This is a genomic window from Haloarcula amylovorans, assembly GCF_004681185.1.
In the GTDB taxonomy this organism is placed as follows: domain Archaea; phylum Halobacteriota; class Halobacteria; order Halobacteriales; family Haloarculaceae; genus Haloarcula; species Haloarcula amylovorans.
In genome coordinates this window covers 1-25,678 of the sequence record NZ_SRIF01000012.1, presented here as the reverse complement: position 1 = coordinate 25,678, position 25,678 = coordinate 1, and the positions used below count along the sequence as shown (strand labels likewise).

The 25,678-nt window shown below is 58.2% G+C and carries 28 protein-coding genes; 13 read left to right on the top strand and 15 right to left on the bottom strand.

Annotation, left to right across the window (positions count from 1 at the left end; genetic code table 11):
• Positions 1 to 28: 28 nt before the first annotated feature.
• A complete protein-coding gene (locus E4S61_RS22710; RefSeq protein WP_134671645.1) occupies positions 29 to 1,381 on the bottom strand; it encodes an MmgE/PrpD family protein in 1,353 nt (450 codons plus the stop codon).
• Positions 1,382 to 1,474: 93 nt separating this feature from the next.
• Entirely contained in the window at positions 1,475 to 1,762 is a 288-nt protein-coding gene (locus tag E4S61_RS22705; RefSeq protein ID WP_134671644.1) for a cupredoxin domain-containing protein, read from the bottom strand.
• A gap of 105 nt (positions 1,763 to 1,867) precedes the next feature.
• Here E4S61_RS22705 and E4S61_RS22700 point away from each other — a divergent pair, with 105 nt between their 5' ends.
• The 3 genes from E4S61_RS22700 (at position 1,868) to E4S61_RS22690 (ending at position 4,700) form a co-directional block, all read left to right on the top strand.
• Positions 1,868 to 3,412, top strand: a complete 1,545-nt coding sequence (locus E4S61_RS22700) for an FAD-dependent oxidoreductase (RefSeq protein WP_134671643.1) — start codon at positions 1,868 to 1,870, stop codon at positions 3,410 to 3,412.
• Positions 3,405 to 3,755 carry a hypothetical protein gene (locus E4S61_RS22695; RefSeq protein ID WP_135306178.1) on the top strand — a complete coding sequence of 117 codons (351 nt, stop codon included), beginning with the start codon at positions 3,405 to 3,407 and terminating at the stop codon, positions 3,753 to 3,755. The genes E4S61_RS22700 and E4S61_RS22695 overlap by 8 nt, the downstream gene beginning before the upstream one ends.
• Before the next feature lie 66 nt (positions 3,756 to 3,821).
• Positions 3,822 to 4,700, top strand: a complete 879-nt coding sequence (locus E4S61_RS22690) for a DNA-3-methyladenine glycosylase family protein (RefSeq protein WP_134671641.1) — start codon at positions 3,822 to 3,824, stop codon at positions 4,698 to 4,700.
• 52 nt (positions 4,701 to 4,752) lie between these two features.
• Here the strand turns inward: E4S61_RS22690 and E4S61_RS22685 are convergent, their stop codons facing one another.
• From E4S61_RS22685 to E4S61_RS22665, 5 genes are all read right to left on the bottom strand, one after another.
• Entirely contained in the window at positions 4,753 to 5,259 is a 507-nt protein-coding gene (locus E4S61_RS22685) for a hypothetical protein (RefSeq protein WP_134671640.1), read from the bottom strand.
• Positions 5,256 to 6,491, bottom strand: coding sequence for a cell wall-binding repeat-containing protein (locus E4S61_RS22680; protein ID WP_134671639.1), 1,236 nt, complete (start codon positions 6,489 to 6,491; stop codon positions 5,256 to 5,258). The genes E4S61_RS22685 and E4S61_RS22680 overlap by 4 nt, the downstream gene beginning before the upstream one ends.
• Positions 6,488 to 8,275: a DUF4396 domain-containing protein gene (locus E4S61_RS22675; RefSeq protein WP_134671638.1), complete on the bottom strand. Its 1,788-nt coding sequence runs from the start codon at positions 8,273 to 8,275 to the stop codon at positions 6,488 to 6,490. The genes E4S61_RS22680 and E4S61_RS22675 overlap by 4 nt, the downstream gene beginning before the upstream one ends.
• A gap of 91 nt (positions 8,276 to 8,366) precedes the next feature.
• On the bottom strand, positions 8,367 to 8,744 hold the full coding sequence (locus E4S61_RS22670; protein ID WP_134671637.1) for an SPW repeat domain-containing protein: 378 nt from the start codon (positions 8,742 to 8,744) through the stop codon (positions 8,367 to 8,369).
• A 43-nt stretch (positions 8,745 to 8,787) separates the two neighbouring features.
• The gene (locus tag E4S61_RS22665; protein ID WP_134671636.1) at positions 8,788 to 9,135 is read right to left on the bottom strand and encodes a four-helix bundle copper-binding protein; all 348 of its coding nucleotides are present in this window, start codon (positions 9,133 to 9,135) and stop codon (positions 8,788 to 8,790) included.
• 295 nt (positions 9,136 to 9,430) lie between these two features.
• Here E4S61_RS22665 and E4S61_RS22660 point away from each other — a divergent pair, with 295 nt between their 5' ends.
• Together E4S61_RS22660 and E4S61_RS26390 are read left to right on the top strand one after the other, a co-directional pair.
• Positions 9,431 to 9,733, top strand: coding sequence for a hypothetical protein (locus tag E4S61_RS22660; protein WP_134671635.1), 303 nt, complete (start codon positions 9,431 to 9,433; stop codon positions 9,731 to 9,733).
• A 6-nt stretch (positions 9,734 to 9,739) separates the two neighbouring features.
• Complete coding sequence (locus E4S61_RS26390; protein WP_167599472.1) at positions 9,740 to 10,333, top strand: ArsR family transcriptional regulator; 594 nt, start codon at positions 9,740 to 9,742, stop codon at positions 10,331 to 10,333.
• Between the two features lie 173 nt (positions 10,334 to 10,506).
• Here the strand turns inward: E4S61_RS26390 and E4S61_RS22650 are convergent, their stop codons facing one another.
• From E4S61_RS22650 to E4S61_RS22635, 4 genes are all read right to left on the bottom strand, one after another.
• Positions 10,507 to 10,704: a heavy-metal-associated domain-containing protein gene (locus tag E4S61_RS22650; protein WP_134671634.1), complete on the bottom strand. Its 198-nt coding sequence runs from the start codon at positions 10,702 to 10,704 to the stop codon at positions 10,507 to 10,509.
• Between the two features lie 146 nt (positions 10,705 to 10,850).
• A complete protein-coding gene (locus tag E4S61_RS22645; RefSeq protein WP_004594583.1) occupies positions 10,851 to 11,246 on the bottom strand; it encodes a hypothetical protein in 396 nt (131 codons plus the stop codon).
• Positions 11,247 to 11,383: 137 nt separating this feature from the next.
• Positions 11,384 to 11,659 carry a DUF7521 family protein gene (locus E4S61_RS22640; protein ID WP_004515576.1) on the bottom strand — a complete coding sequence of 92 codons (276 nt, stop codon included), beginning with the start codon at positions 11,657 to 11,659 and terminating at the stop codon, positions 11,384 to 11,386.
• Positions 11,660 to 11,662: 3 nt separating this feature from the next.
• Positions 11,663 to 12,013, bottom strand: coding sequence for an ArsR/SmtB family transcription factor (locus E4S61_RS22635; protein ID WP_049938495.1), 351 nt, complete (start codon positions 12,011 to 12,013; stop codon positions 11,663 to 11,665).
• 114 nt (positions 12,014 to 12,127) lie between these two features.
• Between E4S61_RS22635 and E4S61_RS22630 the strand changes: the two genes are divergently transcribed.
• Together E4S61_RS22630 and E4S61_RS22625 are read left to right on the top strand one after the other, a co-directional pair.
• The gene (locus tag E4S61_RS22630; protein ID WP_011222420.1) at positions 12,128 to 12,688 is read left to right on the top strand and encodes a DoxX family protein; all 561 of its coding nucleotides are present in this window, start codon (positions 12,128 to 12,130) and stop codon (positions 12,686 to 12,688) included.
• A 28-nt stretch (positions 12,689 to 12,716) separates the two neighbouring features.
• Entirely contained in the window at positions 12,717 to 13,115 is a 399-nt protein-coding gene (locus E4S61_RS22625) for an SHOCT domain-containing protein (protein ID WP_089649904.1), read from the top strand.
• A gap of 11 nt (positions 13,116 to 13,126) precedes the next feature.
• Here the strand turns inward: E4S61_RS22625 and acnA are convergent, their stop codons facing one another.
• Together acnA and E4S61_RS22615 are read right to left on the bottom strand one after the other, a co-directional pair.
• A complete protein-coding gene (gene acnA, locus E4S61_RS22620) occupies positions 13,127 to 15,910 on the bottom strand; it encodes an aconitate hydratase AcnA (RefSeq protein ID WP_011222418.1) in 2,784 nt (927 codons plus the stop codon).
• A 71-nt stretch (positions 15,911 to 15,981) separates the two neighbouring features.
• On the bottom strand, positions 15,982 to 16,179 hold the full coding sequence (locus tag E4S61_RS22615) for a heavy-metal-associated domain-containing protein (protein ID WP_049938510.1): 198 nt from the start codon (positions 16,177 to 16,179) through the stop codon (positions 15,982 to 15,984).
• A 134-nt stretch (positions 16,180 to 16,313) separates the two neighbouring features.
• Here E4S61_RS22615 and E4S61_RS22610 point away from each other — a divergent pair, with 134 nt between their 5' ends.
• From E4S61_RS22610 to E4S61_RS22590, 5 genes are all read left to right on the top strand, one after another.
• Positions 16,314 to 16,904, top strand: coding sequence for an AsnC family transcriptional regulator (locus tag E4S61_RS22610; RefSeq protein WP_049986206.1), 591 nt, complete (start codon positions 16,314 to 16,316; stop codon positions 16,902 to 16,904).
• 94 nt (positions 16,905 to 16,998) lie between these two features.
• Positions 16,999 to 19,605: a heavy metal translocating P-type ATPase gene (locus tag E4S61_RS22605; protein ID WP_004594598.1), complete on the top strand. Its 2,607-nt coding sequence runs from the start codon at positions 16,999 to 17,001 to the stop codon at positions 19,603 to 19,605.
• A gap of 17 nt (positions 19,606 to 19,622) precedes the next feature.
• A complete protein-coding gene (locus E4S61_RS22600) occupies positions 19,623 to 19,847 on the top strand; it encodes a DUF7123 family protein (protein WP_004594599.1) in 225 nt (74 codons plus the stop codon).
• Complete coding sequence (locus E4S61_RS22595) at positions 19,844 to 20,845, top strand: DUF63 family protein (protein ID WP_004594600.1); 1,002 nt, start codon at positions 19,844 to 19,846, stop codon at positions 20,843 to 20,845. The genes E4S61_RS22600 and E4S61_RS22595 overlap by 4 nt, the downstream gene beginning before the upstream one ends.
• 28 nt (positions 20,846 to 20,873) lie before the next feature.
• On the top strand, positions 20,874 to 22,049 hold the full coding sequence (locus E4S61_RS22590) for an NAD(P)/FAD-dependent oxidoreductase (RefSeq protein WP_011222414.1): 1,176 nt from the start codon (positions 20,874 to 20,876) through the stop codon (positions 22,047 to 22,049).
• A gap of 594 nt (positions 22,050 to 22,643) precedes the next feature.
• Here the strand turns inward: E4S61_RS22590 and E4S61_RS22580 are convergent.
• Positions 22,644 to 24,551 (bottom strand): hypothetical protein, encoded by a 1,908-nt coding sequence (locus E4S61_RS22580; protein WP_092817287.1) that lies wholly within the window; start codon positions 24,549 to 24,551, stop codon positions 22,644 to 22,646.
• Positions 24,552 to 24,831: 280 nt separating this feature from the next.
• Here E4S61_RS22580 and E4S61_RS22575 point away from each other — a divergent pair, with 280 nt between their 5' ends.
• On the top strand, positions 24,832 to 25,272 hold the full coding sequence (locus E4S61_RS22575) for a winged helix-turn-helix transcriptional regulator (protein WP_162498094.1): 441 nt from the start codon (positions 24,832 to 24,834) through the stop codon (positions 25,270 to 25,272).
• Positions 25,273 to 25,281: 9 nt separating this feature from the next.
• Here E4S61_RS22575 and E4S61_RS22570 read toward each other — a convergent pair.
• On the bottom strand, positions 25,282 to 25,678 hold a 397-nt coding region (locus E4S61_RS22570), incomplete at its 5' end, for an HAD family hydrolase (protein WP_135306177.1).

Genomic DNA, 25,678 nt, shown 5'->3' with positions numbered 1-25,678 from the left:
GCTATATTAGTGAGTAATGCCACGCACCCTATGCCAGCAGGGTGACGAGATTGGAGACGGTTGTCGACTCTAAGTCTTTAATTGTTGCAATGATCTTGTCTCGGCGATCCTCGTCGAGTCGAGTGCCGGCCGTATCGTGGAATTTCGTTTCGACCTGATCCCAGCTCATCGACTTCGTTGGATGGCCTTGGAAGGCGTCCTTCTCGACCACGTGAGTAGTGCCATCCTCAAGTTCGACGGTTACGCGAGCGGGCATCTCCCCGGATTCAAACCGCTCGGTAAATGCCTCGTCCTCCTCGACGGTGACGTGCCGGAGAAGGTACTGGACATCATCTCGAGTAATACGTTCTGGCTCGTACTGGGCGTTCCCCATCTCCCGGTCGAGGAGTGCTGCTGCCAGCATATACGGGAGTGAGTGATCGGCCTGGGCCTTCGTCTCGACGGTGTGGCGATCACCCTCGCCGCCACCGATTATGAGCTTCGCGCCGGCGAACGTTTCTAAATCAATGAGTTCCACGTCACTCCCATCGAGATTCTCTTGCTCCGCCAGTTCGATAACGCCTTCAACGGCAGACTGGGCGTACGTTTCAGCGACGTATCGCTTCGTCATGACGTCGTGAACGCGCGTGCAGCCTGGATCGAGGTCGACCTCGAACTCACCGCTGATAGTCTGCTTCCAGCCCTTCTGCCCTTCAAAGAGGTTCTTGGGCCCCTCCATCCCGTCACTGGCCAATAGGGCCGCGTAGACGGCGTTCCGGGCGGCATTGGACGAGGCGATGCCCTTCCACTCGTTGATGCCGCCGGTGCGGGTTACGCGGAGGGCGTTATGGGCGGTTCCGGCGATGCCGATGGCGTCTCTGGTAGTCTCGACGTCGAGATCAAGTACCTTCGCGACGCCGCAGGTCGCCGAGATGACCGTGTGGGTCACGTGGTCCCAACCTTTGTCACGGACTGGGGCATTCCAGGCGAGTTCGCCTTGGACCTCGTACGCGACACCGATTCCTTCTAGAAGTTCCTCGCCAGAGGCATCGACGGCCTCAGCAGCAGCGACGACCGCGCCGATGTTGTCGCTCGGGTGGGGCGTCTCGCCGGGCGCGAGAAAGGAGTCCATGAAGTCGAGATAGCGCGTCAGCGCAGTATTGTGCATCGCGGCTCCAACCGCCGATGCGGTCTCGTCACGTCCCCAGAGCGTACAGTCGTCGCCAGCATTAGCTCGCTGGACCGTCTGGTGGACGACCTCCACCGGATCTGCCCCAAGTGCATTAATCCCGATCCCGACCGAGTCGAGTACGCGCTTTTTCAGTTCCTCCCGTGTGTCCTCGGAGAGTCCCTCAGCGGAGACCTCTTGAACAAACTTGGCAAGCTCTTCGGTCGTCGTCATATCTCTAGGTACGGTTGCTCGCGGGAAACTTCCTTTGCCCAGGGTTCATCTATAAGGGGACTTAGGGTAGCAAACTGCGTACCACTCTCTTCGTCATTCACAGGGAAGTGAATTGGAGAGTGAGACATCGCCGACGAGAATCACCCCGCACATCTCCTCTCCCTGGAGGCCGCAGTAGTACTCGTAGATCCCTTCTTGATCAAATGCGTAGACGACGCTATCCCCGGATCGAAGGGTTTGCGTGCGGAACTGCCACTGGTCTGCGGTATCGTGAAACTGTACACTATCAACGACGTGGTCGGCTGACCCAGTGTTTCTCCAGATGACCGTCGTCCCCGGTGCTACCAACTTCCGAACTGGATCGAACGCCTCGTCCTTCATTTCAACAGTTGCTCGCCCCATACAGGAGAGACGGTCCTCAGGTTTATTGACGCCGCGGTCGTGCTATAGGATGCCATACGTCGTGGCTTATCGGAGGTTCTCAAGATGGACTCAAACGATGGTACTTCCCAACCCCCACTCCAGGGCGCACATGAATCGTTGTGGATAGAGACGACACCTAAAACAGAGTACGACACCCTCGACGGAGAAATTGAGGTCGACGTCGCCATCATCGGCGGTGGCATCGCAGGTATCACTACCGCCGCTGAATTACAAGAAGCGGGAAAATCAGTCGCAATTGTCGAACGTGACCACATTCTCGAAGGAGTGACTGGCCATACTACAGCGAAGCTGACGGCTCTCCATGGCCTCATCTACGACCATCTCATCGAATATTTCGACGAGCAACGGGCCCGACAGTACGCTGAGGCGAACCTAGCCGCCATCGACCACGTCGAGGCCACGGTAGAGGACCGGGGCCTCGACTGCGACTTTAAAAGGACAGCCGCATACACCTTTACTGAATCCTCCGACAACCGCCACCAAATTCAGGCCGAAGTCGATGCCGCTCAGCAACTGAGTCTCGCTGCTTCATTCCAAGAGTCTACGGACCTGCCTTTTGACATTGAAGCAGCAATCCGCCTCGACGATCAGGCACAATTCCATCCTCGAAAGTACCTTCTCGCACTGGCCGAAGAAATCCCAGGAGAGAGCAGTTACATCTTCGAGAACACGACAGCGATGGACGTCGAGGATGGTAGTCCCTGTCAGGTATCGACCGATTGCGGGTCGATCACCGCAGATGCGGTGGTCGTCGCGACGCACTTCCCGGTGTTCGACCGTGCACGGTACTATGAGCGATTGTATCCCAAGCGCTCCTACGTGCTGGCGGTACGCTTGCAGGGTGACGCGCCGGCAGGAATGCACTACAAACCGGAAGATCCGTACTTCTCGGTTCGGCCGCACCCTGCTGGCGAGGAATCGATGGTCCTCGTCGGAGGACAAAATCATCGAACTGGCCATAGTGATAGTACAGTTGATCGCTACCGGAAACTCGAACAGGAAGCATTCGACCGCCTGAACGTCGACGAGATTGCGTATCGCTGGTCGACACAGGACTTCGTCTCCATTGATCGAGTCCCGTTCATCGGCCTTCTCGGACCCCAGTCGGAGAACGTGTACACGGCTACGGGATTTGGCGGCTGGGGGATGACGAACGGGATCGTCGCAGGGATGTTGCTTTCAGATCTTATCGTCGATGGACAGAGCGAATGGGAAGACGTCTATCAGCCGATGCGGTTCAATGAAAACGCGTCAGCAGACCCCTTCCTTCACCACAATCAACACGACGTGAAACACTACCTCGAAGACTACACGGAGCATCCGCAGTCCGGCGACGTTGAGTCGGTCCAGCAAGGGGATGGGGCTGTTCTCGAGCTTGATGACGGACTGACCGCAGTACACCGTGACGAGGATGGCGACACTCATTCAGTGTCAGCGATCTGCTCGCATATGGGCTGCCTCGTCTACTGGAACGACGGTGAGCAGTCTTGGGATTGTCCCTGTCACGGCTCTCGATTTGCCTGTGATGGCTCAGTCCTCAATGGGCCTGCAAATAGCCCCCTCTCAGAACGTGAACTTGATGAGTAGCCCAAACATCCAAAGGCGGCAGGACACTAGGGACACCATGGCTTCTGAGACCCTCGACGGGTACGTTATCGACGTTGGATGTATCCGGAAAAACGCTCGCGATGAGCTCCTCGAAAAGGCTCGTACGCATTCGCGGGAGTGTGCGCTGATGGGTCACTGTGTCGAAAGTGGCTATGGTATCGTAACCGAAGACGATCGGTTGACTGTTCTAGACTCGGAAGCGACTCCGAAAATAGTGAATACCGTGGAGGGAAGCGACACGGAGGAAGGAATACGACTCCGTGTCCAGCGAGAAGAACAGGACGGGTCGATGGAAACGACCAGTATTGAGGAGATCAGCTAGGTAGTAGCTCAAGACCACGATTGGTCGACGAGTGAGTTCTGACCATATCAACTTCACCAGAAGGCGATGTATTCGGGCTCACTTTCAATTCCGGGTAGTGTTGGCCGACTTGATTTACAGGCGACACTTGAGAGCGCCCAATCATTTCTCTGGCAACGTGTTGATGGAGGGATGTACGAGGAAACAGCTGTGTCTGGTGGCGGTCACTGGTACTACACGGTCGTTGAGGATGACCTTGTCTTCGCACGGCAGCAATCAGGTCGGTTAGACTGGCAAGCAACAACGGATGCAGCTGGCATTCTACGTCGCCAACTCAGACTCGACGACGATCTCGACGAAATCTTTACCAGCTTCCCCGAGGAACCTACGCTCGAAAAGGCCAAACGCCAGTATCCTGGCCTCCGAGTCGTTCGTGATCCGTTCTTCCCCTGTCTGATCTCGTTTGTTTGTTCAGCACGGATGCCCGTCAAACGGATTCACGCCCTCCAGAGTAGCCTCGCACAGGAGTTTGGTAGTCCCGTCCACGTTGATGGGTCCACGTACTATGCCTTTCCCCGCCCTGACCAGTTGATGGCCGCATCGGAAAGCGACCTCCGAAATCTCGGTCTGGGATTCCGTGCACCATACGTTGAACGGACGACTCAGATGGTTGCAGACGGGGATATTACGGAGGCGTTCCTACGCGACAGATCGTACGCAGAGGTCCATGAAGATCTTCAGTCCTTCCCGGGCGTTGGTCCCAAAATAGCAGACTGTGTTTCGCTGTTTGCCTTTGGACACCTCGAAGCAGTTCCAATCGATACGTGGACACGGCGACTTATCGAGCGCTACTACCCCGGTGATGTGGCGGACTCATATGACGCCACAGCTACTGCGTTTCGGGATCGGTTCGGCGAGTATGCTGGTTATGCCCAAACCTACCTCTTTCACTATGAACGGTCGTAACTACCGAGGACGTAGCGGGAACGAAAGTCACAGAACGAACGTAGGGAGAAGCTCAGTCAGTAGAGGTACTTGATTTTGCCTGTGTTTGCTGGGGATGCTCGTGGTGGGTGACGGTACCGTCGACTGCTGTCGCACCCTGATCCCGGAGGAGATCCTCCGTTTCACCCACGCGATTATCCGGGACCATGACAGCGACTCTCGGTTGATCCAGTGCAGTAACCTGGCGAGACGTGCCTACTACACCCCCAAGAAATCCACCGATTGCGGCACCGAGCCCGAACCCGAGGAGGATAAGCATGTACTGGCCAGCGGTCATAATTGGGCTGATACGGGGAATCCAGAACATGTTCTGATCCATCATAAATAGCAGTACAGCACCGATGAGTCCACCAAGTAGTCCACCCCAAAGAAGTCCCCGTCTTTCTGGCATCTTTGTGGCTGGATCGAAGAAGGGATTATCGATATCCGGCTCATCGGGTTCTAAGCCTGCTTCACGGAGTGCTTGCTTGGCCTCTGTTGTTTCCTCGGAATCATCGAATGTGGCGACGATTCGTCTCATTGGTCACCTCGTGGTTCTTGGAGCATTGCATGGAGCTGGGCTTGGACTCGTTGACTAATCTGATCTGTGTCCCCAACGATCCATCCGTGATTGTACTTCCTGTCATACGGCGCGGACTCGTGTGGCCGAGTGAGGTTTGTGAGATAGTTCTCAACGGCGTCTGGTACTGTATCCTGCTCGACGTGGAGCATTGGTCCGTGTTTCCCGCGATGACTTTCGACGCACGCCGGGAGTGCCGTCTGCCAGTTGTCAGGGTTCGCAAAGATAAAGTTGTGACCGCTTTCAGCGATCCCCCAACCAATGTTACGGGGCCACTCGCCGAAGATCCACCCCTGATTCCGTCCGATGTCCTTGTACCCGGCGAAGCCGACGCTTAGTTCGTACGGATCAGATCCCCTCGGGATTCGCTGTACGTGGCCGAAACGTGCGAGGTCGCGAGCGACCTGTTCGCTGATCTTGCTCTCGTCGCCGAGGAGGTACATGTATGCCTCGTCGAAGCGGGCTTCAAGCTGTTCCTGGGTTGCCTCGGGGATGCGGTTCCCGTCAATGTAGAGGAAGCCGTCACCGCCGTGAGCGTTCCAGGACTGCGCCGGGATGGCGGTCTGGAGATCGTCGAGATCGGCGATAAACGTGGTGTCCCGGTGGTTGGCGTGAATCGTACTGAGGTACTGATCTGCATTGGCCGCGACTTCGATCGGTGTGTCTCCCTCAATACGTCTGGTCTTCAGCCCCATCTGTTCGACGGTCCGCTGAACGTCACTGCTGATGTAGCGCTCGCCCCCGACGATGTACACCTGCATGTTTCCGTCGACGTGAACGCCTTCCGGGTGGAGGCGCTCGATCTCCTCGCGCGTTACCTCCGGCAAGGAGTCCGGCTCCGTCAGGAGGACCGCACCGTCGATAGGGTGATGGATGAACGCCACGCCGGGAAGTGCTGCAGCGAGATCGCTGTCGCTGATGAGAATCGCTGCCCCCGGTCGGGTGTGATCGTTAATGGCGGGATAGACGTTCTGTGTGAACGCTGTCGCCGTCTCGTAGTCGTTACTCCCGGCGAGACGGGTCGTCATGCTCGTGACGGTCTCCTCGTCGAAGTCAGCCGACGCGGGTCCGCCCTGGCTACGCTCGCCTGAGGACCGGACTTCCCGATACGTGAGTGCGGCACCCCCAAGAGTTGCTCCAACTGGTAGCGCGGCGAGATCGCGCAGGAACGTCCGGCGACTACGGTCGCTCACAGTGCACCACCCGGTTTGAGGTTTTTCCGAACGAGCAGTCCGTTCACTGGCCAAGCAATGAGGAACCCGACCAGCGTAGCGAACACCATCACGCCGAACCAGAGGATGTTGTCGTCTCCTGGCATCATTGGTAGGTTGAGCATCATGAGTACCCACATTCCGCCCATCATTCCGACAGAGACACTCGTCATGCTCACGGCGACGATCTTCGCACCTTTCCTCGCTGCCGATCCGGTATCGAGCCCTTGTGAGTCCTTTAGCATCGGGATGTGGAAGACGAGCCACGATACGAGGAACGCAATGACGTACACGAGCACGATGAGGATCGTCATCGCGTTCCCGAGCCAGAATAGTGGCCCGTCGAGGACGATCATCGGTATGCCGAAGTAGTTGAGGAGGAACCCCGTCGCGATCATCGTACTTGCAGCAAAGCCAACGCCCATTGCAGTCGCTGTGGCTGCTCGAAGCCAGTACGGGCGGAGGACGCGTGGTCCCTGATCAGTTGTAACGATCTGTCTTCCCCTGTAGGAGAGCCAGTAGAGGGCCAGCCCAAATGGGCCAAGGACAAGGGTTAGCAGCGGCCAGACCATCGTCGTCCAGTCGTTCATCTCAGGTAGCCGGTGACGTGCATGGGCGAACACAAACGACGCCCCGAGGATACTGAACCCGGCCCAGATCGCAGCGAGCGATTCTAGCGGACTGAGGCCGGCCCCCTGATGGCGGTACTGCGTGATCTCAACCGCGTAATCGAGCCGGCCCTGGGACACCCAGGAAACCTGATCCGTCGACCCCATTGCGAAGAGGTGGTTAAACGGCCCTTCTGCGGGGGTCGAGAACCAGGCCGGCTGTGACTGCCACGCGTAGTTTTCAGTTACCGCTGGCAGGCTCCCGTCATCGTTGACGAGTAGGATTGGGCCAGCTTTCCCCCACTGAAGATTTGTCGACGAGACTGCGTGCTCGGGCTCACTGGGATTGACGAGCATAAAGTTGTAGTAACCGACTTTATCACGTTCATGGATTCCCCAGCCAAAGTCTCGCGACTCATCACGGAACTCTGCCACCTCGATGGCGTGGTCCTGTGGGGTGTCCCCTGAAACTCGTGTCCACTCGACGTTGAGGTCAGAGAGCGCTTCGTCACTCACGAGGCCGGGCGGTGCGAGGACATAGGCGTGTGAGGCGTTCAGTTCCTCAATTGCCTCTTGGGTGGCATCTGGGACTCCGTCTTCGTTCGCGTATAGAATTGGGTCACCAGAGTAGGCGCTCCAGGCGGCAGCGGGCAGTGCCCACTGTGGCTCGTCAGAGTTCACAATGATGACGTTGTTCTGACTGATGTCGTCAGATCCGTTCCCACGGGTGGCGATAGAAGCGGCTGTCTCAGCGGGGTTTCCACCAGAGATGTCAACAGTAGAGACGCTGGACGTGTTCGTTCCATTTGCGCTACTGGGGGGAGTGGCGTTCCCGAAGAGGAGAAGAGCGTCTTCGCTCGCCCGTAGTCGAGATGCCGCCATAGCCGTCTGCCAGTCGTTCTCGGGAACACGAACCACAGTTGAATAATTGAGACCTGAGTCAGGTGGCCGTGCAGCCCGGGCAGTGAGTTCACTCTGGCGCTGTGGATCATTGACAGGGAATCTGCTCACGTCCTTAGTCTGCATCGTGGTGTACGATTCACTCGGTGCCTGCCCGTAGTCGAACAACGTCAGCCCGACGACGAAGACCGGTTGTGTAGCGACGAGAATCGCGACAATGGCAGCGACACCCATCGCTACCAATTTCCAGATATCCATTTACTAGCTCACCCCGCGCTGTTTTCGAACGTTGCCCGTGTGGGCGCTCATTGTCTGAAAGGCATCTACACGGTCAGTTGTAGCTGGGAATTCAGGTATCATTGGTTGGCGTATGAGTAACCGTCTGTTCTTCAGACGGGGCTACGTACACGTTGTATCCTGCAAACGCGGTCACTAGAACGCCGACAGCCACGTCATTCCAAAGAAGACCTCCAGTGACTCCGGTGACAAACGGGGCAAACAGAAGCCACCCGCCAAGCAGCACGAGTATCCCAGAAATTCCCTTGCTGGGTCCACCCTGTATTCGCTCACGTGAGTAATTATACCCTGCTAATGTGGCGATCATTCCACCTACAACTACGTCGTTCCACTTGGCAGGAGACGGTGAGCCCACTATGAACGGGAAAGCCATGAGCCAGATCCCGAGGGCCCCGGTGAAGACTGTAATAGACTTCGTTGGTGTATCCATGAAAACGGGTCCAACAAATATGGACAGTTATGGAACTCTACGTTTATGAAGCCATCTCGCGGCAGGTCTCCGCACAGTCGCGGAGTACCTCAGCACAGACCTGACAGTGTTCTGCATCGTGACGCTCACATTCCTCAGCACATTCTTCACAGGCCCCGGCACAGGCCTGGGCGAGCTGCGGACTGTAGTTCGAGTCCCGTGCCATGAAGCGCGCGTGCAGCGTAGTGAGATCAGCGACGTCTCGACAGAGACGGGCACACTCTTCCATCTCCTCGTCACCGAGACACTCATCAGCGCACCACTCGCATGCTTGGGCCGCTGCGAGACAGTTATCGATACATTCAGCCATTTGTTCGTTCTCGCCTACGTGGTCGATCTGGGTCAGAGCCATTTCACTATCTCATCTAACGCGACCACACTTTGTTATCAGCACCCCGAGCCCTAACGAGAACTAGTGAGACGGCCTATTGCTGCGTAACCCTGATTTACACAATAGGTGAGACGGAGAGTAATATCGTATTTCCCCTGCATCGTCGGGAGTGATATCTAGAGAAGCAGGTCCTGCAGATCCGATTTTCCTATTAATACCGTGTTAGAGACGTCTCTTTGACGTTCCAAGGGAAAAGTGATCGGCAGCCTACGGATTTTGCAACTGGACTAAAGGTTGTTGGGACCGTAGCCCGACTATGGTCGATTCTACGATTCACACACTCAGCGCGATTTTTGCGATCATGAGTGGAACAGGAGCCGGGCTCTTAGCGCTCTTTTTCTGGCGCATTCTCCGTGAATCCCCTTTTGGTACGGTCATTGCGCTTCTCTCAGTAACGATGACCGCGACGATCGTGTATCACGTTATCCTGTTCATCCTTGAACCAGATACCGTACTATTTGCCACTATTCGAAGCGCCCTCTATACTATCGTGGCTATCTTTCTTTGGTTAGTTATCGCAACCCATCAGCAAATCAAGAATAGCGCGGTAGAAGGGTGATTAGCGGTGCTCGAAAACTCTCTGTTCACCTATTATAACCTCGCAGTTGGCCTTATAACAGGTTTCGGGGTCTTCTATTTTCTGTTCTTCAAGCCCACTGTCGTAGATTACCATCGGTTCCTCTTACTCACTGTCGCTGGACTGATACTATTCCTGATTGGTGGGCCAATCACTGAGCTATTATTCCCGTCACTGGTTCATTGGGTACACGGAGTTGCAGCCCTCTTGGTCATTTTTGGTCTCTATAATCCACTTGAAAACGACCTGCGCCGAGACGCGTGGGCAGATGTTTTTCTCCAAGAACCGATTCAGGTTCGACAGCAGGATGAATGGATGATGCCGATTGACGATGCTATTCTCGGCCTCTTCCACTCAAAGGAGCTGATTCTAACTCCTACAATTATAGCGTACAATATTGATTACAGTCGTGAGGAAGTAAACCGCCGGCTTAGTGAACTTGAAAACCGCGGGTTTGTCATAAAGGTTGAGCGCGGAAAATACCGGATTACAGAGCTGGGAAGACAGTATATCGAAGGCTCGATTTCCCATGGTCCTCTCGCTCGTTTTTGGGAGCGACGAGACCACCGAAAACAACCCTAAAGCATTACGGATTTGCAGTTTGCCTGTGAAATATCTCAGTACTTGGCTTCGAATATCCGGACTATCTTGTCCGTTAACGTCGCAAGTAAATCCGCAATTTAGGGCTGGACGGCGTCAATCATCTCCTTGATGGGGGAGTAAACTGGGGTTCCTGGCGAGGGGGAGAACTACTTTCAGGCGTGAGCGGTGTATCCGGCGTCTTCGACGGCCTCCACGAGGGTCGTGACCTCTACCTCGCCATCGACGCTCGCCTGTTCGCTCTCCCTGTCGACGGTCACGTCAGTCACGCCGGATACCTCTTCGAGGGCCTCTTCGACCGTCTGCTCACAGTGACCGCACGTCATGCCTTCCACGATGATCGTCGTCGTCATACAGGGATACACACGGCCTCCTCTCTTTAGCGGATTTCCCCTTCGATCATACTGATATCGTGGGGCTCAAACTTTAGATTCAAAGCGATACCTGCGGCCGTAACGAACTAGACATCGGATGCGCCAGGTGTCAATAGCGAGAAGGCTCAAGTATCGTTGTGACGCTCCCTGTACGTCTTCGCCGCTAAAAAGACATAGAGTGCGCCGATAGCCCGAATGCCCAAGCGGAATCGCTCGTTCCATTCTATCGACTCTGGACGCTCGTACAGGAACGCGGTGGCAAATCTCTGATACAGGTCGGGAAATAAGAGGACTATCGCGCCGAACACGCCGGTAAGATTCATCAGCAACGCGTATGCTCGCCCGTTAAAGAGTGAAAGCGCAGCTATCAGAACACCCTCCGACCGGACTGCTGGACGTATCCACCCTCTCACTGTTCCCTCGTCTGGATTCGAAATCGCGAGTTTCTCGAAGAGCTCGACGATTTCGTCCGGGAACAGCGCTGAGATAGCGCCGAGGACACCGACGAGTGTTCGAATCATACGATATGGTACGACCGATATGGATATAACTCCCACTGCGACGCTACACTATCGAGAACGAGGGGAGTCCGAACAGTAGCGGCTTCGAACCGGGCACGACGCGCAGAGGCCGCTTGTCGAATGGGCGTCCTGAATCCTTATGGATTCGGGGCATACAGGGCGTAGAGGATAGACAGCATCCCGGCTGCGGTGACGAGTGCTGCGACGAATCCTGCTTCGAAGATCGACACCTGGAGGAGTTCGAAGAGGACGCCTTCAAGGAGGCCGCCAAGCCCGACCAATGCGAAGCCGGCGGCGACGTACAGGAGTAACTGCGTGTGATGCCGTTGGTATCCGCGATAGGCCTGGTAGGCGATCACCAGCGCCAGGGCGGTCGTGAACAGCTTGCCGATGACGAATAACGTGTGTTCCATGAGTCAGTCTCCCCGCATTTCCTCGAAGATGGACGTAATCCGGTCGGCGGGGTCCGGCCGAACATCGATCTGCACGTCGAAGCCCTCTGCTTGGAGGAGTACTTCGACACGCTCGAGTCGCGCCTCGTACTCGCTGTAGTGCCGTCCGCCGGGGTCGACGTGCGTGTACTCCTCGAGGAGGCCCTGCTCGACGAGGCGGGTGACACGCCGCGAGACGGTCGGGCGTGACATATCGCATTCCTCGCTGAGCTCCTTCGCGGAGAGTCGGTCGGTCTTCGTCGCCACGAGGATGTTGCGGGCGTACTCGTCGTCGAGTGTGGCGAAGATGTCCGACGGGTCGGCCTCCTCAGTCACACGTCCGTACTCGCTACAGGAGGGTAATATAGCCCGCCGGTTTTCTGACTCAGAACGCCGGCTCGCTATTATATCGTCTCTACCCGCCTACTGATAGTTGAAGGTGCAATAATTATGTCCACACTCGACTCCGGCATGAACCAGCTTGAGAGCAGAGTCGGCGGCCTGACCGTCGGCGGGAAAGTCCACAGCCTCAGCGCGTGGTTCGTGCTGGCGCTCCGTCTCATGATGGGCTACGCGTTCGCGTACTCCGGCTTCACGAAGATCACCGGCGAGTTCGCGGCCGGCGGCTACCTCTCGAACGTTGCGGCGACGAACGGCAACCCGCTGGCGGGCCTGTTCGCGTGGATGGGTTCGACGCCGTGGTTTGTCGAGTTCGCGAACGTCGCCGTGCCGTACGGCGAGCTGTTCATCGGCCTCGGCCTCCTCGTCGGCGCGTTCGTCCGCCTCGCGGCGTTCTTCGGCGCGCTGATGATGCTCATGTTCTACTTCGGCAACTGGGACATGGGTCACGGGTTCATCAACGGGGACTTCGCGTACATGCTCGTGTTCCTCGCGGTCGCCGCGTTCGCCGCGGGCCGCATCCTGGGCCTCGACCAGTACATCGAGAACTACGACGTCGGCGGCGAGACGCTCGTCGAGCGCTACCCCGCCCTCGAATACATCCTCGGCTAACCACGCCGAGACCGTTGGGAGTACAACAATGCAAAATCCAATTCAAGCACGCGGGATTCGTTCTCTGGGATTCATCGTCGTTGGGGCACTGACTCTGGCCGTCGTCGCCGGAATGGCGCTAACGCACGCGACCGTCCCAGAATCAATGATGTGGAGCTGGCACGACGGCATGTGGAACAGCGGCCACATGGCCGGCTGGGGTGGCTGGGGCTGGGGGATGATACTGTTCGGGCTCCTGTGGATGGCACTTCTGATCGCCCTCCCAGTCTACGCCGTTTACTGGCTGACAACGCGGTCCCCTACGGACGGCCATACTGATGACAGCGCACTCGCTGTTCTCCAAGAACGGTACGCTCGTGGCGAAATCGACGACGAGGAGTTTGATCACCGTCGCGCCCGCCTGGTGTCCGACGACGATCGTTTCTGACCGCGTTGGTGTTACTGTCTGAGGAGGCGTCTGAGGACGTAGTGGAGGATTCCGCCGTGTTCGATATAGGTTACGGCGGCCGGCGTGCCGACCTGTGCTGTGACCGGGAACTCGACAGTCGACCCGTCCGCACGCTCGGCGATAACGGTCAGTTCGTCCATCACGTCGAGCCCGTCATCGAGGCCGTGGATCGTGAAGACCTCCGACCCATCCAGACCGAGAGATTCCCACGAGTCGCCATCATCGAACTGCAGGGGAAGCACACCCATGCCGACGAGGTTGTCGCGGTAGATGCGCTCGTAACTCTCGGCGATGGTTGCGCGGACACCGAGCAGGTCCGTTCCTTTCGCCGCCCAGTCCCGGCTAGACCCAGTTCCGAACTCCTCGCCAGCCATCACGACGAGCGGTATCCCCTCGTCCCGATAGCGGCGACTGGCTTCGAACACCGTGGTTTGTTCGTCGGTCGGGTGGTGGATCGTGTAGCCACCCTCGACGTCGTCGAGCATCTCGTTCTCGATTCGGACGTTGGCGAACGTCCCCCGCATCATCACCTCGTGATTGCCCCGACGTGCGCCGTAGGTGTTGAACTCGTGTGGCTCGACACCGTGATCGAGCAGCCACTGACCTGCGGGGAGGTCGGGACCGAACGGGCCGGCTGGACTGATGTGGTCGGTCGTAACGGTATCGCCGAGCGTCAGTAGACAGCGTGCGTCCTCGATATCGGCGACGCCGGGTTTCTCTACCGGGAAGTCCTTGAAGAACGGCGGTTCACGGATGTATGTCGAGTCCTCATCCCACTCGTAGACGTCACCCGTGGGCGCGTCGAGAGCAGCCCATCGCTCATCGCCCTCGAACACGGAGGCGTACTTCTCCTCGAACATCTCCGGAGAGACGTTCTCGTGGATTGCGGCCTGCACGTCCGCTGCGTCCGGCCAGATGTCCGCCAGATAGACTGGGTTACCCTCATCGTCAGTGCCCAGCGGCTCGTGTTCGAGATCGATGTCCATCCGCCCTGCGAGCCCGTAGGCGACGACGAGCGGCGGGCTCGCGAGGTAGTTCGCGCGGATCTTCGGGTGGATACGCGCCTCGAAGTTCCGGTTCCCGGAGAGAACGCTCGTCGTCCAGAGGTCGTGGTCGTCGATTGCCTGCTCGATGGGATCGGGAAGCGGCCCAGCGTTACCGATACAGGTGGTACAGCCGTAGCCGACGACGGCGTACCCGAGCTCTTCGAGATACGGAAGCAGCCCCGATTCTTCGAGATACTGCGTGACGACACGGCTACCCGGTGCGAGACTCGTCTTGACGTACGGCGGGACGTCTAGGCCTTTCTCGACGGCGTTCTGGGCGAGCAGTCCAGCAGCGATCATCACCGACGGGTTCGACGTGTTCGTACAGCTCGTGATGGCGCTGACGAGGACGTCTCCGTGTCCGATTTCGACCGTCTCACCGTCGAGGTCGACCTCGACACGTTTGGTTAACGGGTGCAGTTCCGATTCGGGTTCGACCTGAACGCCACCGTCGGTCTCCGCATCAGCTGCACCACCCTCACCGAGCCACCGCTGCAAGGCGTCCTCGTCGACATCATCGAGGTCGTCCTCGAACTCCCCGTGGAGAAGTCCCCGGAAGCTCTGTTTCACGTCCCCCATCGGAATCCGGTCCTGTGGCCGCTTGTGTCCGGCCAGACTCGGTTCGACTGTCGAGAGGTCGAACTCGACGACCTCAGTATATTCTGGTTCCTGTTCCCCGAACAGCCCTTGGGCTTCGAGGTACTCGCGAACGAGGTCGACGTGGTCGGGATCACGCCCGGTGAGTTCGAGATACTCGAGCGTCTGCTCGTCGACCGGGAACATACTGATCGTCGAGCCCTGTTCGGGCGCCATATTGGCGATCGTGGCCCGGTCGGGGACTGTGAGATTCTCCACACCGGGACCGAAGAACTCCACGAACCGGTCGACGACGCCGACCTCGCGGAGTCGTTCGGTGATGTGGAGCACGAGATCCGTAGCCGTCGCGCCCTCGGGTAATTCGCCTTCGAGACGGACGCCGACGACCTCGGGGAGTTTCATCGTGACCGGTTGACCGAGCATCGCCGCTTCCGCTTCGATGCCGCCGACGCCCCAACCGACCACACCGATGCCACCGATCATCGGGGTGTGGCTGTCCGTGCCGACGAGCGTGTCCGGCAGGAGCCAGTTCTCGCCGTCTTGCTCGCGGGCGTGGACGACCCGACCCAGATGTTCGAGATTCACCTGGTGGACGATACCGGTCCCCGGCGGGACGACGTTGAAGTTCTCGAAGGCGTTCTGCGCCCACTTGATCGCGCGATACCGTTCGGCGTTTCGCTCGTACTCCAGTTCGACGTTCTTCTCGTAGGCGTCCTCGGAGTCGAAGTAGTCGACCTGGACGCTGTGGTCGATCACGAGATCAATAGGAATCTCCGGTTCGACCAGGGTGGGATCTCGGTCTTTGCGGTCGACCTCGGATCGAAGGGCCGCCAGGTCGACGACTGCGGGTACACCGGTGAGATCTTGCAGGACGACTCGTGATGGAGAGAACGGAACCTCTGCGTCCGGTACGTCTGGCTTCCAGCCAGCAGCATTCTTGACATCCGCTGCAGTAACAGTTTCGCCGTCGGCGTTCCGGAGCACCGACTCAAGCAGAATACGGATGCTCACAGGGAGCGTGTCGAGGTCACAGAGCCCCTGCTCTTCGAGTGCTCGAAGATCGGCCATCTTGTACGTCGTCCCGTCGACGTCGAGCTCGCGGACGGCATCGAACGGAAGTGTATCAGTCATAGTATCTACACCTGGGATTGGCAGTCGTATCAATCCCTCTCCGAATCCGATTCGACGAGAATCGGGATTTGTTACGCAGAGGCATCGTATCCAGCGTCTTCGACCACAGTCACAAGCTCATCCCGTTCAGCGGACCCCTCGACCGTCGCGGATTCTGAGTCACGATCCGCAGTAGCGGACGTAACCCCCTCAACTTCTTCGAGTGCCTCTTCGACGGTCTGCTCGCAATGTTCACAGGTCATTCCTTCGACGGTGATTGTCTGAGTCATATCCATTCGTAGATAGGGGCGAGTATTCTATGTGGTTTTCTGCTTAGAATCCAATGTTGTCGCAGCCCTAGATCACCGATTTCGAAGGTGTGTTGTGGGCAACAATAATGTATCCTGCGAGACGAAGCGGTCGTATGCGCAATTTGGATGAAACCGACTTAGAAATCCTCTCGTTACTCGCTGATGACGCCCGCCGCCCGTTCAGCGATATTGGCGAGGAGGTCGACTTGTCGGGGCCAGCCGTTTCTGACCGGGTAAAGCGATTACAGGAAGCTGGCATCATTAACAACTTCACGATTGACGTCAACCGGGCTCATCTCCGAGCTGGTGTACCGGTATTTATTCAGGCCGAAATCGGCTCAGCGTCGTTGGAGGCCGCCCGCGAGCGGGCTCGAGAGTCAGATGGCGTTGAACACGTCTTCACGACCTCCGAAGGAGATCTTTGGTTCTATGCCCGTGTTGAAGCCCAGAACGTACGTCAGTGGGTAGATGGACTCTTTAACGAGATCGATGTAGCAGATTACACCGTCACACTAATTGACGAGCTTGAATGGACGCCGTCCGTTGATGGCGTCGAATTTGCACTCACCTGTGCTGAATGTAACAATACCGTTGATAATCAAGGTGAAACGACGAGAATCGACGGAGAGATCTATCACTTCTGTTGTCCGTCCTGTCTCACACGGTTCGACGATCGGTATCAGCGACTCGAAGAGGGAGCGTAACGCCGTCTTTGGAATCCAAATTTTCCTGCAGTCGAAACCCCGCCTCTCGAAGCAGTAAATCGCCTAAACCTAGACCCCGTATAGTAGAACAAGCATGACAAGCCAAACAATCCATCTTGATATCACGGGAATGTCCTGCGCCAACTGTTCGGCGACGATCCAGGACACTCTCGAATCGCTCGACGGGGTATCGGAGGCGGATGCGAACTTCGCCACCGACGAGGGTTCCGTCACCTACGACCCTGAAGAGGTATCGCTCAAAGAAATCTACGACGCGATCGACGAGGCCGGGTACGGCGCAGTCTCTGAGACGGTAACGATTGCCATCTCCGATATGACCTGTGCCAACTGCGCCGAGACCAACCAAACCGCTCTTGAAAATATTCCGGGCGTCGTTAATGCGGAGGTCAATTACGCAACCGACGAAGCACAGGTCACCTACAATCCTGCGGAAGTATCTATTGGTGCGCTGTACGATGCTATCGAGGAGGCTGGCTACTCGCCCGTCCGCGAAGATGGTGCCGACGAAGAGTCGGGCCAGGACGCACGAGATGCCGCCCGTCAAGCCGAAACTCGGAAGCAACTCAGGTTGACCCTCTTTGGGGCAGTGTTATCGGCACCGTTGCTCTTCTTCCTCATCGACAATTATCTGCTCGGTGGCGCGATCGTCCCTGAAGCCGTCTTCGGTGTGGAACTTGGCTGGGTTGAGTTCCTCCTCGCCACGCCGGTACAGGCGATCCTCGGCTGGCCGTTCTATAAGAACTCGTACAAGGCGATCGTGAAGAACGGCCGCGCCAATATGGACGTGCTGATTGCGATCGGTTCAACAACGGCCTATCTATACTCTGTGGCAGTCCTTGCTGAACTCATTGCAGGTGGACTTTATTTCGACACGGCAGCCCTCATCCTCGTGTTCATCACGTTGGGTAACTATCTCGAAGCTCGGTCGAAGGGCCAAGCGGGTGAGGCCCTCCGAAAGCTCCTCGAAATGGAAGCCGAAACGGCGACCATTGTCCGCGAGGACGGCAGTGAAGAAGAAGTTCCGCTTGAAGAGGTCACAACTGGTGACCGGATGAAAATTCGTCCAGGTGAGAAGATTCCCACAGACGGTGTCGTTGTCGACGGTCAGTCTGCCGTCGACGAGTCAATGGTCACTGGCGAATCTGTGCCTGTCGAGAAAGAGGAGGGCGATGAGGTCGTCGGCTCGACGATTAACGAGAACGGCGTCCTTGTCGTGGAGGCGACGAAGGTTGGAGAAGACACGGCCCTCCAACAGATCGTCCAGACAGTCAAGGAGGCCCAGTCGCGCCAGCCCGACATCCAGAATCTCGCCGACCGCATCTCCGCGTACTTCGTGCCTGCGGTCATCGCGAACGCCCTTCTCTGGGGTGTCGTCTGGTTCCTGTTCCCCGAGGCTCTCGCTGGCTTCGTCGACTGGCTCCCGCTGTGGGGTCAGGTTGCTGGCGGCCCGGCCCCGGTCGGTGGGACCGTTTCAGTCTTCGAGTTCGCGATAATTGTCTTCGCGTCCTCGATCCTCATCGCCTGTCCCTGTGCGCTGGGGCTGGCGACGCCCGCAGCGACGATGGTCGGGACGACGATTGGTGCCCAGAACGGCGTCCTGTTCAAGGGCGGTGACATCCTCGAACGCGCAAAAGACGTCGACACGGTCGTCTTCGACAAGACGGGCACCCTCACGGAGGGTGAAATGGAACTCACCGACGTGGTCGTCTTTGATAGCGATGGAAATGTGGTGACTGACGGTGGCGAGCCGACCCCAGATGGTGGACAGCTCAGCACCCGTGAGCGCCTCTCAGAGGATGATGTGCTTCGACTGGCGGCGATAGCTGAAAGCGGCAGCGAACACCCGCTCGCCCGTGCAATCGTCGAAGGGGCCGAAGAACGCGGCCTGGACGTGACTGAGCCTGACGACTTCGAGAACGTTCCGGGCCACGGGATCAAAGCAGTCATTGGTGACAGCGAGGTGCTGGTCGGCAACCGCAAGCTGCTGCGGGACAACGGGATCGACCCCTCTCCCGCTGAGGAGACGATGGAACGCCTCGAGAACGAGGGGAAGACGGCGATGCTGGTCGCCTACGAGGGGGAGCTCGTGGGTGTGGTCGCCGACGCCGACACAGTGAAGGAAAGCTCCAAGCAGGCTGTCACAGCACTCCAAGAGCGGGGAGTTGACGTGATGATGATTACGGGCGACAACGAGCGAACTGCCCGTGCGGTCGCTAAACAGGTGGGTATCGACCCGAAGAACGTCCGCGCAGGAGTCCTTCCTGAGGACAAGTCCAACGCGGTCGACAGTATTCAAGACGAGGGCCGGCAGGCGATGATGGTCGGTGACGGCGTCAACGACGCTCCGGCACTCGCGGTCGCACACGTCGGGACAGCAATCGGCTCCGGCACCGACGTCGCCATCGAAGCTGCAGACGTCACGCTGATGCGAGACGACCCGCTCGACGTGGTAAAGGCGATCCGAATCTCAGACGCGACACTCCAGAAGATCAAACAGAACCTCGTGTGGGCGCTCGGTTACAACACGGCGATGATTCCGTTAGCGTCGCTCGGCCTCCTCCAGCCCGTGCTCGCTGCAGCAGCAATGGCGTTCTCGTCGGTGTCGGTGCTGACGAACAGTCTCCTGTTCCGGCGGTACACCCCCGATCACGACTACAAGCTCTTCGGATTTCTTCGCTAACCGTCACCTCTAGATCAATGTCGAATATTTCCCGGCACACGGTTCGAAGGTACCTCGTCGAGACAGCCAGTAGCGAACCGACATACCTCCGGGCTCGCGAGATTGCCAGCGACCTCGACGGATCTCCCAAGGCAGTCGCGCAGTATCTCAGCCAGCTCCAGGACGAACTCACAATCGTTTCACTCGAACAGTGGGGGCGCTCGAAAAGCACGACGTGGCGATTGGAGGTGAACGGGTCGTGAGTACTGTCACCCGCCGCGTCGAGACTGTCCTTCCGGAGACCGGCTCACGCGAGTGGTGGGCGCTGTACCTGCTGGCCCCGCTCGTCCTTCTCGGTGGGGGCATCCTCGTGTTTCCGACGTTGGTCTACGACCGGTTCATCTGGCAGTATCTCTGGGGACCAGTCGTCGCCGATGCGGCCGGTCAGCCAGTCACGCACGAGGGGGTTCGTGCTGTCCAGGGCTACAACGCGGTGAACACGGTAATCTACCTCGCGGCAGTCGTATACAGCCTCCCCGGACTACGTGCGTATCTCGACCAACTCGACGTCACGTTCGACGCACGACTGGCCTACGGGTTCGCTCCGATCATCATCGCAGGTGGGGCGATGCGCGCCCTCGAGGATCTCGGGCTGCTCGGGGACTACGCGGTGTGGTTCATCACGCCATCGATTTACATCGTCGTCACCGCTGTCACCATCCTCGCGCTCGGTGTCGGTGCACTCTTGCGTGACCAAAATATCGGATCTATCCCGCTAACAGTCGGGCTCGTCGGGTCGGTGTGGGCTGTCGGGGCCGTCTGGTGGGCTGTTTGGCACGGCCTCTCGACATCGACCCCACTCCGCCTATGGGTTCCTGTCGCGACGACGGGGATAGCGCTCGGCGTAACCGCACTCTACTACTGGGGCGCGAGTTTCGTCAATATCACACACCTTCGACACCCGCTAATTCTGCTGGCCGTTTTCGGCCAGTTGTGGGACGCTGCGCAGAATCTCATCGGTGTGACGTTCCTCGGCTACTCCCCAAAGCTGGTCGTGACGAATCTCGTGTACCAGGCGACTGGATTCTCCGGATCGACGTTCGTGCTGAAACTCGTCGTGACTGTCGGCATCGTGTGGTATCTCGCCGATGCGAAAGAGGAGATGAATCACACGTGGTGGTGGCTTATGACGTTCTTCATCGGAGCGATCGGACTCCCGATGGGCGTTCGTGGGTCACTTCGGATGCTGTTGGGAGCTTAACGATGGCCTCAAAGATTGGCAAAAACCGATGACACGAACGTCCAAAATTGCGGTAATAGGTGGAGGGATGGCCGGGCTTGCAGCAGCTGCTGGATTCGACGACGCTGGATTCGTCGTCGAACTATATGAGCGGCAGTCCTACGATAGCAAACGCGTTAATTGCGGAGAAGCGATGACAGCGGTATCGAAGATCCCACTCGAGCCGACTGTAGAGAACGGCTTTCTCAATCCGCTGCCAGCGATGGAAGTGGAGGTGTATGACGGAATCGACGCCGATCGCCACCGCACTGGAGCCGGCACCTTTCCTGCTGCGGATACATATATAACGGACCGAAATGTCGTTGAGCAGTCCTGGGCAGAACAACTCTCAGAGAAGGGTGTTGACATCCACGAAAACCAGTCTATCACACGGACAGATTTCCACGAGTTCACCGATGAGTATGATCTCGTCGTTGATGCAACCGGTCAGCCATCACTCTCTAGTAAAGCGCTCGGAACAACCAACGAGTATTCAGGATATATGGTAGCGCTTAACAGTGATGTCGAAGGGGACTTCACCGAGTTGTACCCGAACAGCCGGATAATTCTGGAGAACTATACAGGGTACTCGTGGGCATTCCCGAAGACATCGCAACGAGCCAACGTTGGTATCGGCTGGACGGTCAGTGACCGGCCTAGTGATTATATGAAGGCATTGAGGGAAGCCTGTAAGCGGAATGGGTGGCCAGTCCCGTCGCAGGAACGGACGAACGTCGCAATCATTCCCGAGGGACCAAGCCTTGATCCCGACAGAACCTATCTACCGGAGCATTCCGTCGTACGGGTGGGTGATGCTGCAGGTATCGCAAACCGACTCACCGGAAAGGGGATCTCACAGGCCGTTGAATCGGGATTCTTGGCCGCAGAGTTGGCTAACAGCGGCCAATTACACAATTTTCCTGACAGTTTATATCAGAGGATGAAAACGGAGTACATTTTCGCCACAGTTGTGAGATACTTTCTTGAAACTCGTAATCCCAAGGTTCTGGGAGCAGCAATTCGTGCCGCTGCCGGGATCGATATTGAAGACGTTGACCGGTCTCCGAGTACAGTTCTACTGCGTCTCCTCCGCCACCCTGTTTTGTTTGCCCGTATTTTCTCGAGACGACGAGTTTTAAACCGTGTCTATGGAGGAATGACTAACCAATGGGAGTTGATTAATTGACATCCGCTCGAGTTAAATTCTCAGAATCTGTTAGCTACTGGGAGGATCGGTAAGTACAGAGGATTAAATCAGCAAATGGAGTCCCTCAAGCGAATTTTCCGAGATCCAGAATTCGGTGGGCTCGGCTTCATCAGTGTTCCCGCTTACACGCCCCAGCACACAATCAGTCCGTAGAGGGTGACCGAATTCCTTCTTGAGAATCATCCAACTCACCTCGGATATCCGCGTTCCTGAAATGAGCCCCGACTCTTAGAAATCACGAACACCATCAATCTTTTTTACTACATCTGACAAAATCAGCCGTGAGGTGAAGTATGCCATGTCAACTCAATCCATCCGTACGAATTTTCTCGGAACCGAGACGTCGTTCTCGGTCTCGGGAGCCTGGTTGTCCATAGTTTCGGAAAGTAGGGGTAGCTACCAACCGAATCAACCGATTATCGGGGGTGAATCGGTATTTGGGAGGTCAGTCGGGACTTGCTCCGGCCACCACCGACGAAAACATACTCTTTCCGATAAATACCGGCGAAAACGGAGTGTGGCAGAGCTACGAGTCGCTAATCGGTCAGAATAATTACTAGAAAGTTGCCCCCGTCAGAACGGCGGGTCGACCCCGTCCGGCAACAGCATCAACGCCACCACGGTCATGTGGAGGTCGGCCAGCGTCAGCAACGGATCCAACCGCTCCTCGTGCGGCCCTCGGCCGTACTCGTCGTACACCTCCGACACCAACGTCTTCAGCGAGTGATCCACCATCCGCCACAGATTGTACAGCAGCAGGCTGTACGCGAACGTGAAGAACCGCATCCGGTAGTCCGTCGACCGGATCGACGGCAGCAGCGGCTTGACCATCTTGTACTCGATTTCGATGTCCCACCGCTTGGAGTACTCGTCAGAGAGCCCGATGGCCTCCATCGGCGACACGTCGTCCGCGTTCGTCACGAACACGGCGTACTCGTTGTCCTCGTCCACGGCCCAGTCCTCGTCCTCCGCCGGCACGTACAGAAAGCTCGCGTCGTGGCTGTAGCCGTCCTCGCCCACGGTCGGGTCGTCCGCCACGTCCACGTACGGGGTGTCCGAGGTCAGGTACAGGGACGCGTCCCGTTCGACGCGACTCCGCAGCGTCATGTCTTCCTTCACGTCGCCCAACTTGTCGGCGACGTTCTCGCCCCCGACGGTCGCGTTCTTCTTTTTGGGAATCAGGTAGTTCACGCCGTGGTACTGGTCGATGACGTGGCCGACGGCGTGTCCGTCGAACGCCCGGTCGGCCATCACGAGCTGGATGTCGACGTGCTTCCGCGCCTGTGTGAGCAAGCGGTCGACCACTTCGGCCCAGCTGACGGTCTCCCCCTCCTCCCCTTCCCACGTCGAGTCGTGACGGACGGGTTCGACCGCCAGCACGATGGGTGCGTTCCGACCGACGACCGTGAGCGTCGCGTACTCGTACTGGTAGGTGTGGCTGTCCTCGCCGCCGTTCACCATCTCGGGGTAGTCGTCCTTTGGCACCTTCGTCCTTCCCGTGTCTCTGCCGACCGCGATCCGGTCGTCCTCCGGCTCGATGTCCTCTTCGTCCTTCCACGGGGAGACGTTGAACGGGTCGTGGGTCGTGTCGAGGGCGGCCACCACCGGCTCTGTGAACAGCGCGGTCGGCGCGATGTTGGCCATCTGCCTGTCGACGGCGGCGTTGAACTGGTTCGTGACAGAGGAGGCGACGTCTCGCCAGTCGGGCGTGGGGAGGCGGGCTCCGGGGTACTCGGAGAGGTCGTAGTCGTGATCGTCGGGGAGGCCGAGCATCTGGACTGCGTACAGGTGGGTGTCGTGGTGGAGTGCGTCCCGGCGGAACTTGTTGAACGTCCGGAACACGCTGTGCGTCCCCGCGCGTTTCGAGAGGCTCATCGCGGTCTGGTGTTCCCACACCCGCCTGTCGGCGTGCTTGGTGTTGTCGGCGCGGCCGGTGTCAAGCACCGGCCAGACCTCGTTTTGCGCCCCGGTGATGACGTGCTTGGCGTGCCGATCCACGTAGTGGTGAATCGGCTCGCCGCTCGCCGCGACCTCCTCCGGTGACGGATCGCTGTCTGGCGGCTGGTCGGGGCTGTACGTGGAGTCGTGTTCCTCGGTCAACTCGGCAAACTCGTCGGCGACCGCCCGCAGGAAATGGCGCGTGTCCAGATCCTCGAACCGGTGTCGCTTCGTGTAGGAGATGGTCTCCTGCGACGGGGCACCGTCCAAGCCGAACCGCTGCTGGAGGTAGGGCCAGCTTTCGAGCTGGTCGGAGATGGCCTCCTGACTCATCCCGGTCACGCGCCTGTAGATGGCCAGTTTGAGCATCCCCTCGAAGTCGAAGGGGGTGTTGGTCTGGTGGTCGTGTCCGTCCGCGAGGAGGTGGGTCGGGAGGACGATCTTTCCGATGACGTACGTGAGATTGCCGTGTTCGGGGAAGAGTTCCTCCGCCTGCAGCCGCACGTCGTTCACGGCGTCTCGGAGGGAGTCGTCCAGCGGCATCTATGGAGGGTTCGAGACGGTGACGACTCGGTGTCTCCTCGGGTCGGCTGTCGCCGCGTCCGCCGCGTTCGCGAGCATCATTTTGCCGATCAATGGTATGATTTGTACTAAACTGAGGGCGTGTCGTTTCCGTGTTTCCGGGAAGCAGACCCCGTCGGTGACTGATGCCTGTGAAGTGGAGGGACGCGTAAACGCGTGTCGGTATTCTATCCGCTCTGCACCGTTCAGCGGCGGCACAATCCCCAAGTATTAGTATAGTATGTACTGTACTATTGGTGCCATGAGTGGTGAAGACGGCTCGGACGCACCCCTGTCGGCCTACCTCGAGGCCAAGGGCGCGGTCGAACTGCTCTGTGAAATCGAACCAAACGGGAGCCAGTTCACACGGTTAGTGGAGGAATCGACGGTCAGCCGGTCGACGGTCTCGACCCGCCTGCGGGAGGGCGAGGAACTCGGACTGTACGAGCGCCGAGAAATCGAGGGGCGCGGCACCTCCCACGCATACCGCCTGACCGAGGCGGGCGCAAAGCTCCGCCTCTACCTCGACCACACAGGTCTCACGGAGCGGTACCGCACGATCAAAGCGTTACGCCGGCACTTCGACGAAGACGTCGGGGAGCTGACGGAGTGGGCACGAGAGAACGAGGGAGAGTTCGATCCTCCAGTCGAGGAAGACGGCCTCCGGGAACAGCTCCGGGAGTACAGCAGACTTGGAGAGTGAAGGAGGCCGTCAGGTGTCGGAGAACCGGTCGGGCTCGATCCGTGACAGCCGCATCGCGTTCCCGGTGACGCCGAGACTCATCCCCATGTCGCCGACGACGACAGCGACGGCGACGCTGACGAGCCCAATCGGCACGCCGACGGCAAGCAGCGCCTTCACGCCGAGGCTCGTCCAGATGTTCTGCCGGATGACGCCGTTGGCCGTGTGCGACAGTTCGTAGAGGTACGGCAGCTTCCCGACGTCGTCGCCCATCAGCGCGATGTCGGCGGTCTCGAGCGCGGTGTCGGTGCCGGCGGCTCCCATCGCAATACCGACCTCCGCGGTGGCGAGCGCGGGCGCGTCGTTGATGCCATCGCCGACCATCGCCACCTCGCCGTACTCCGCCTGCAACTCCTCGACGGCGTCG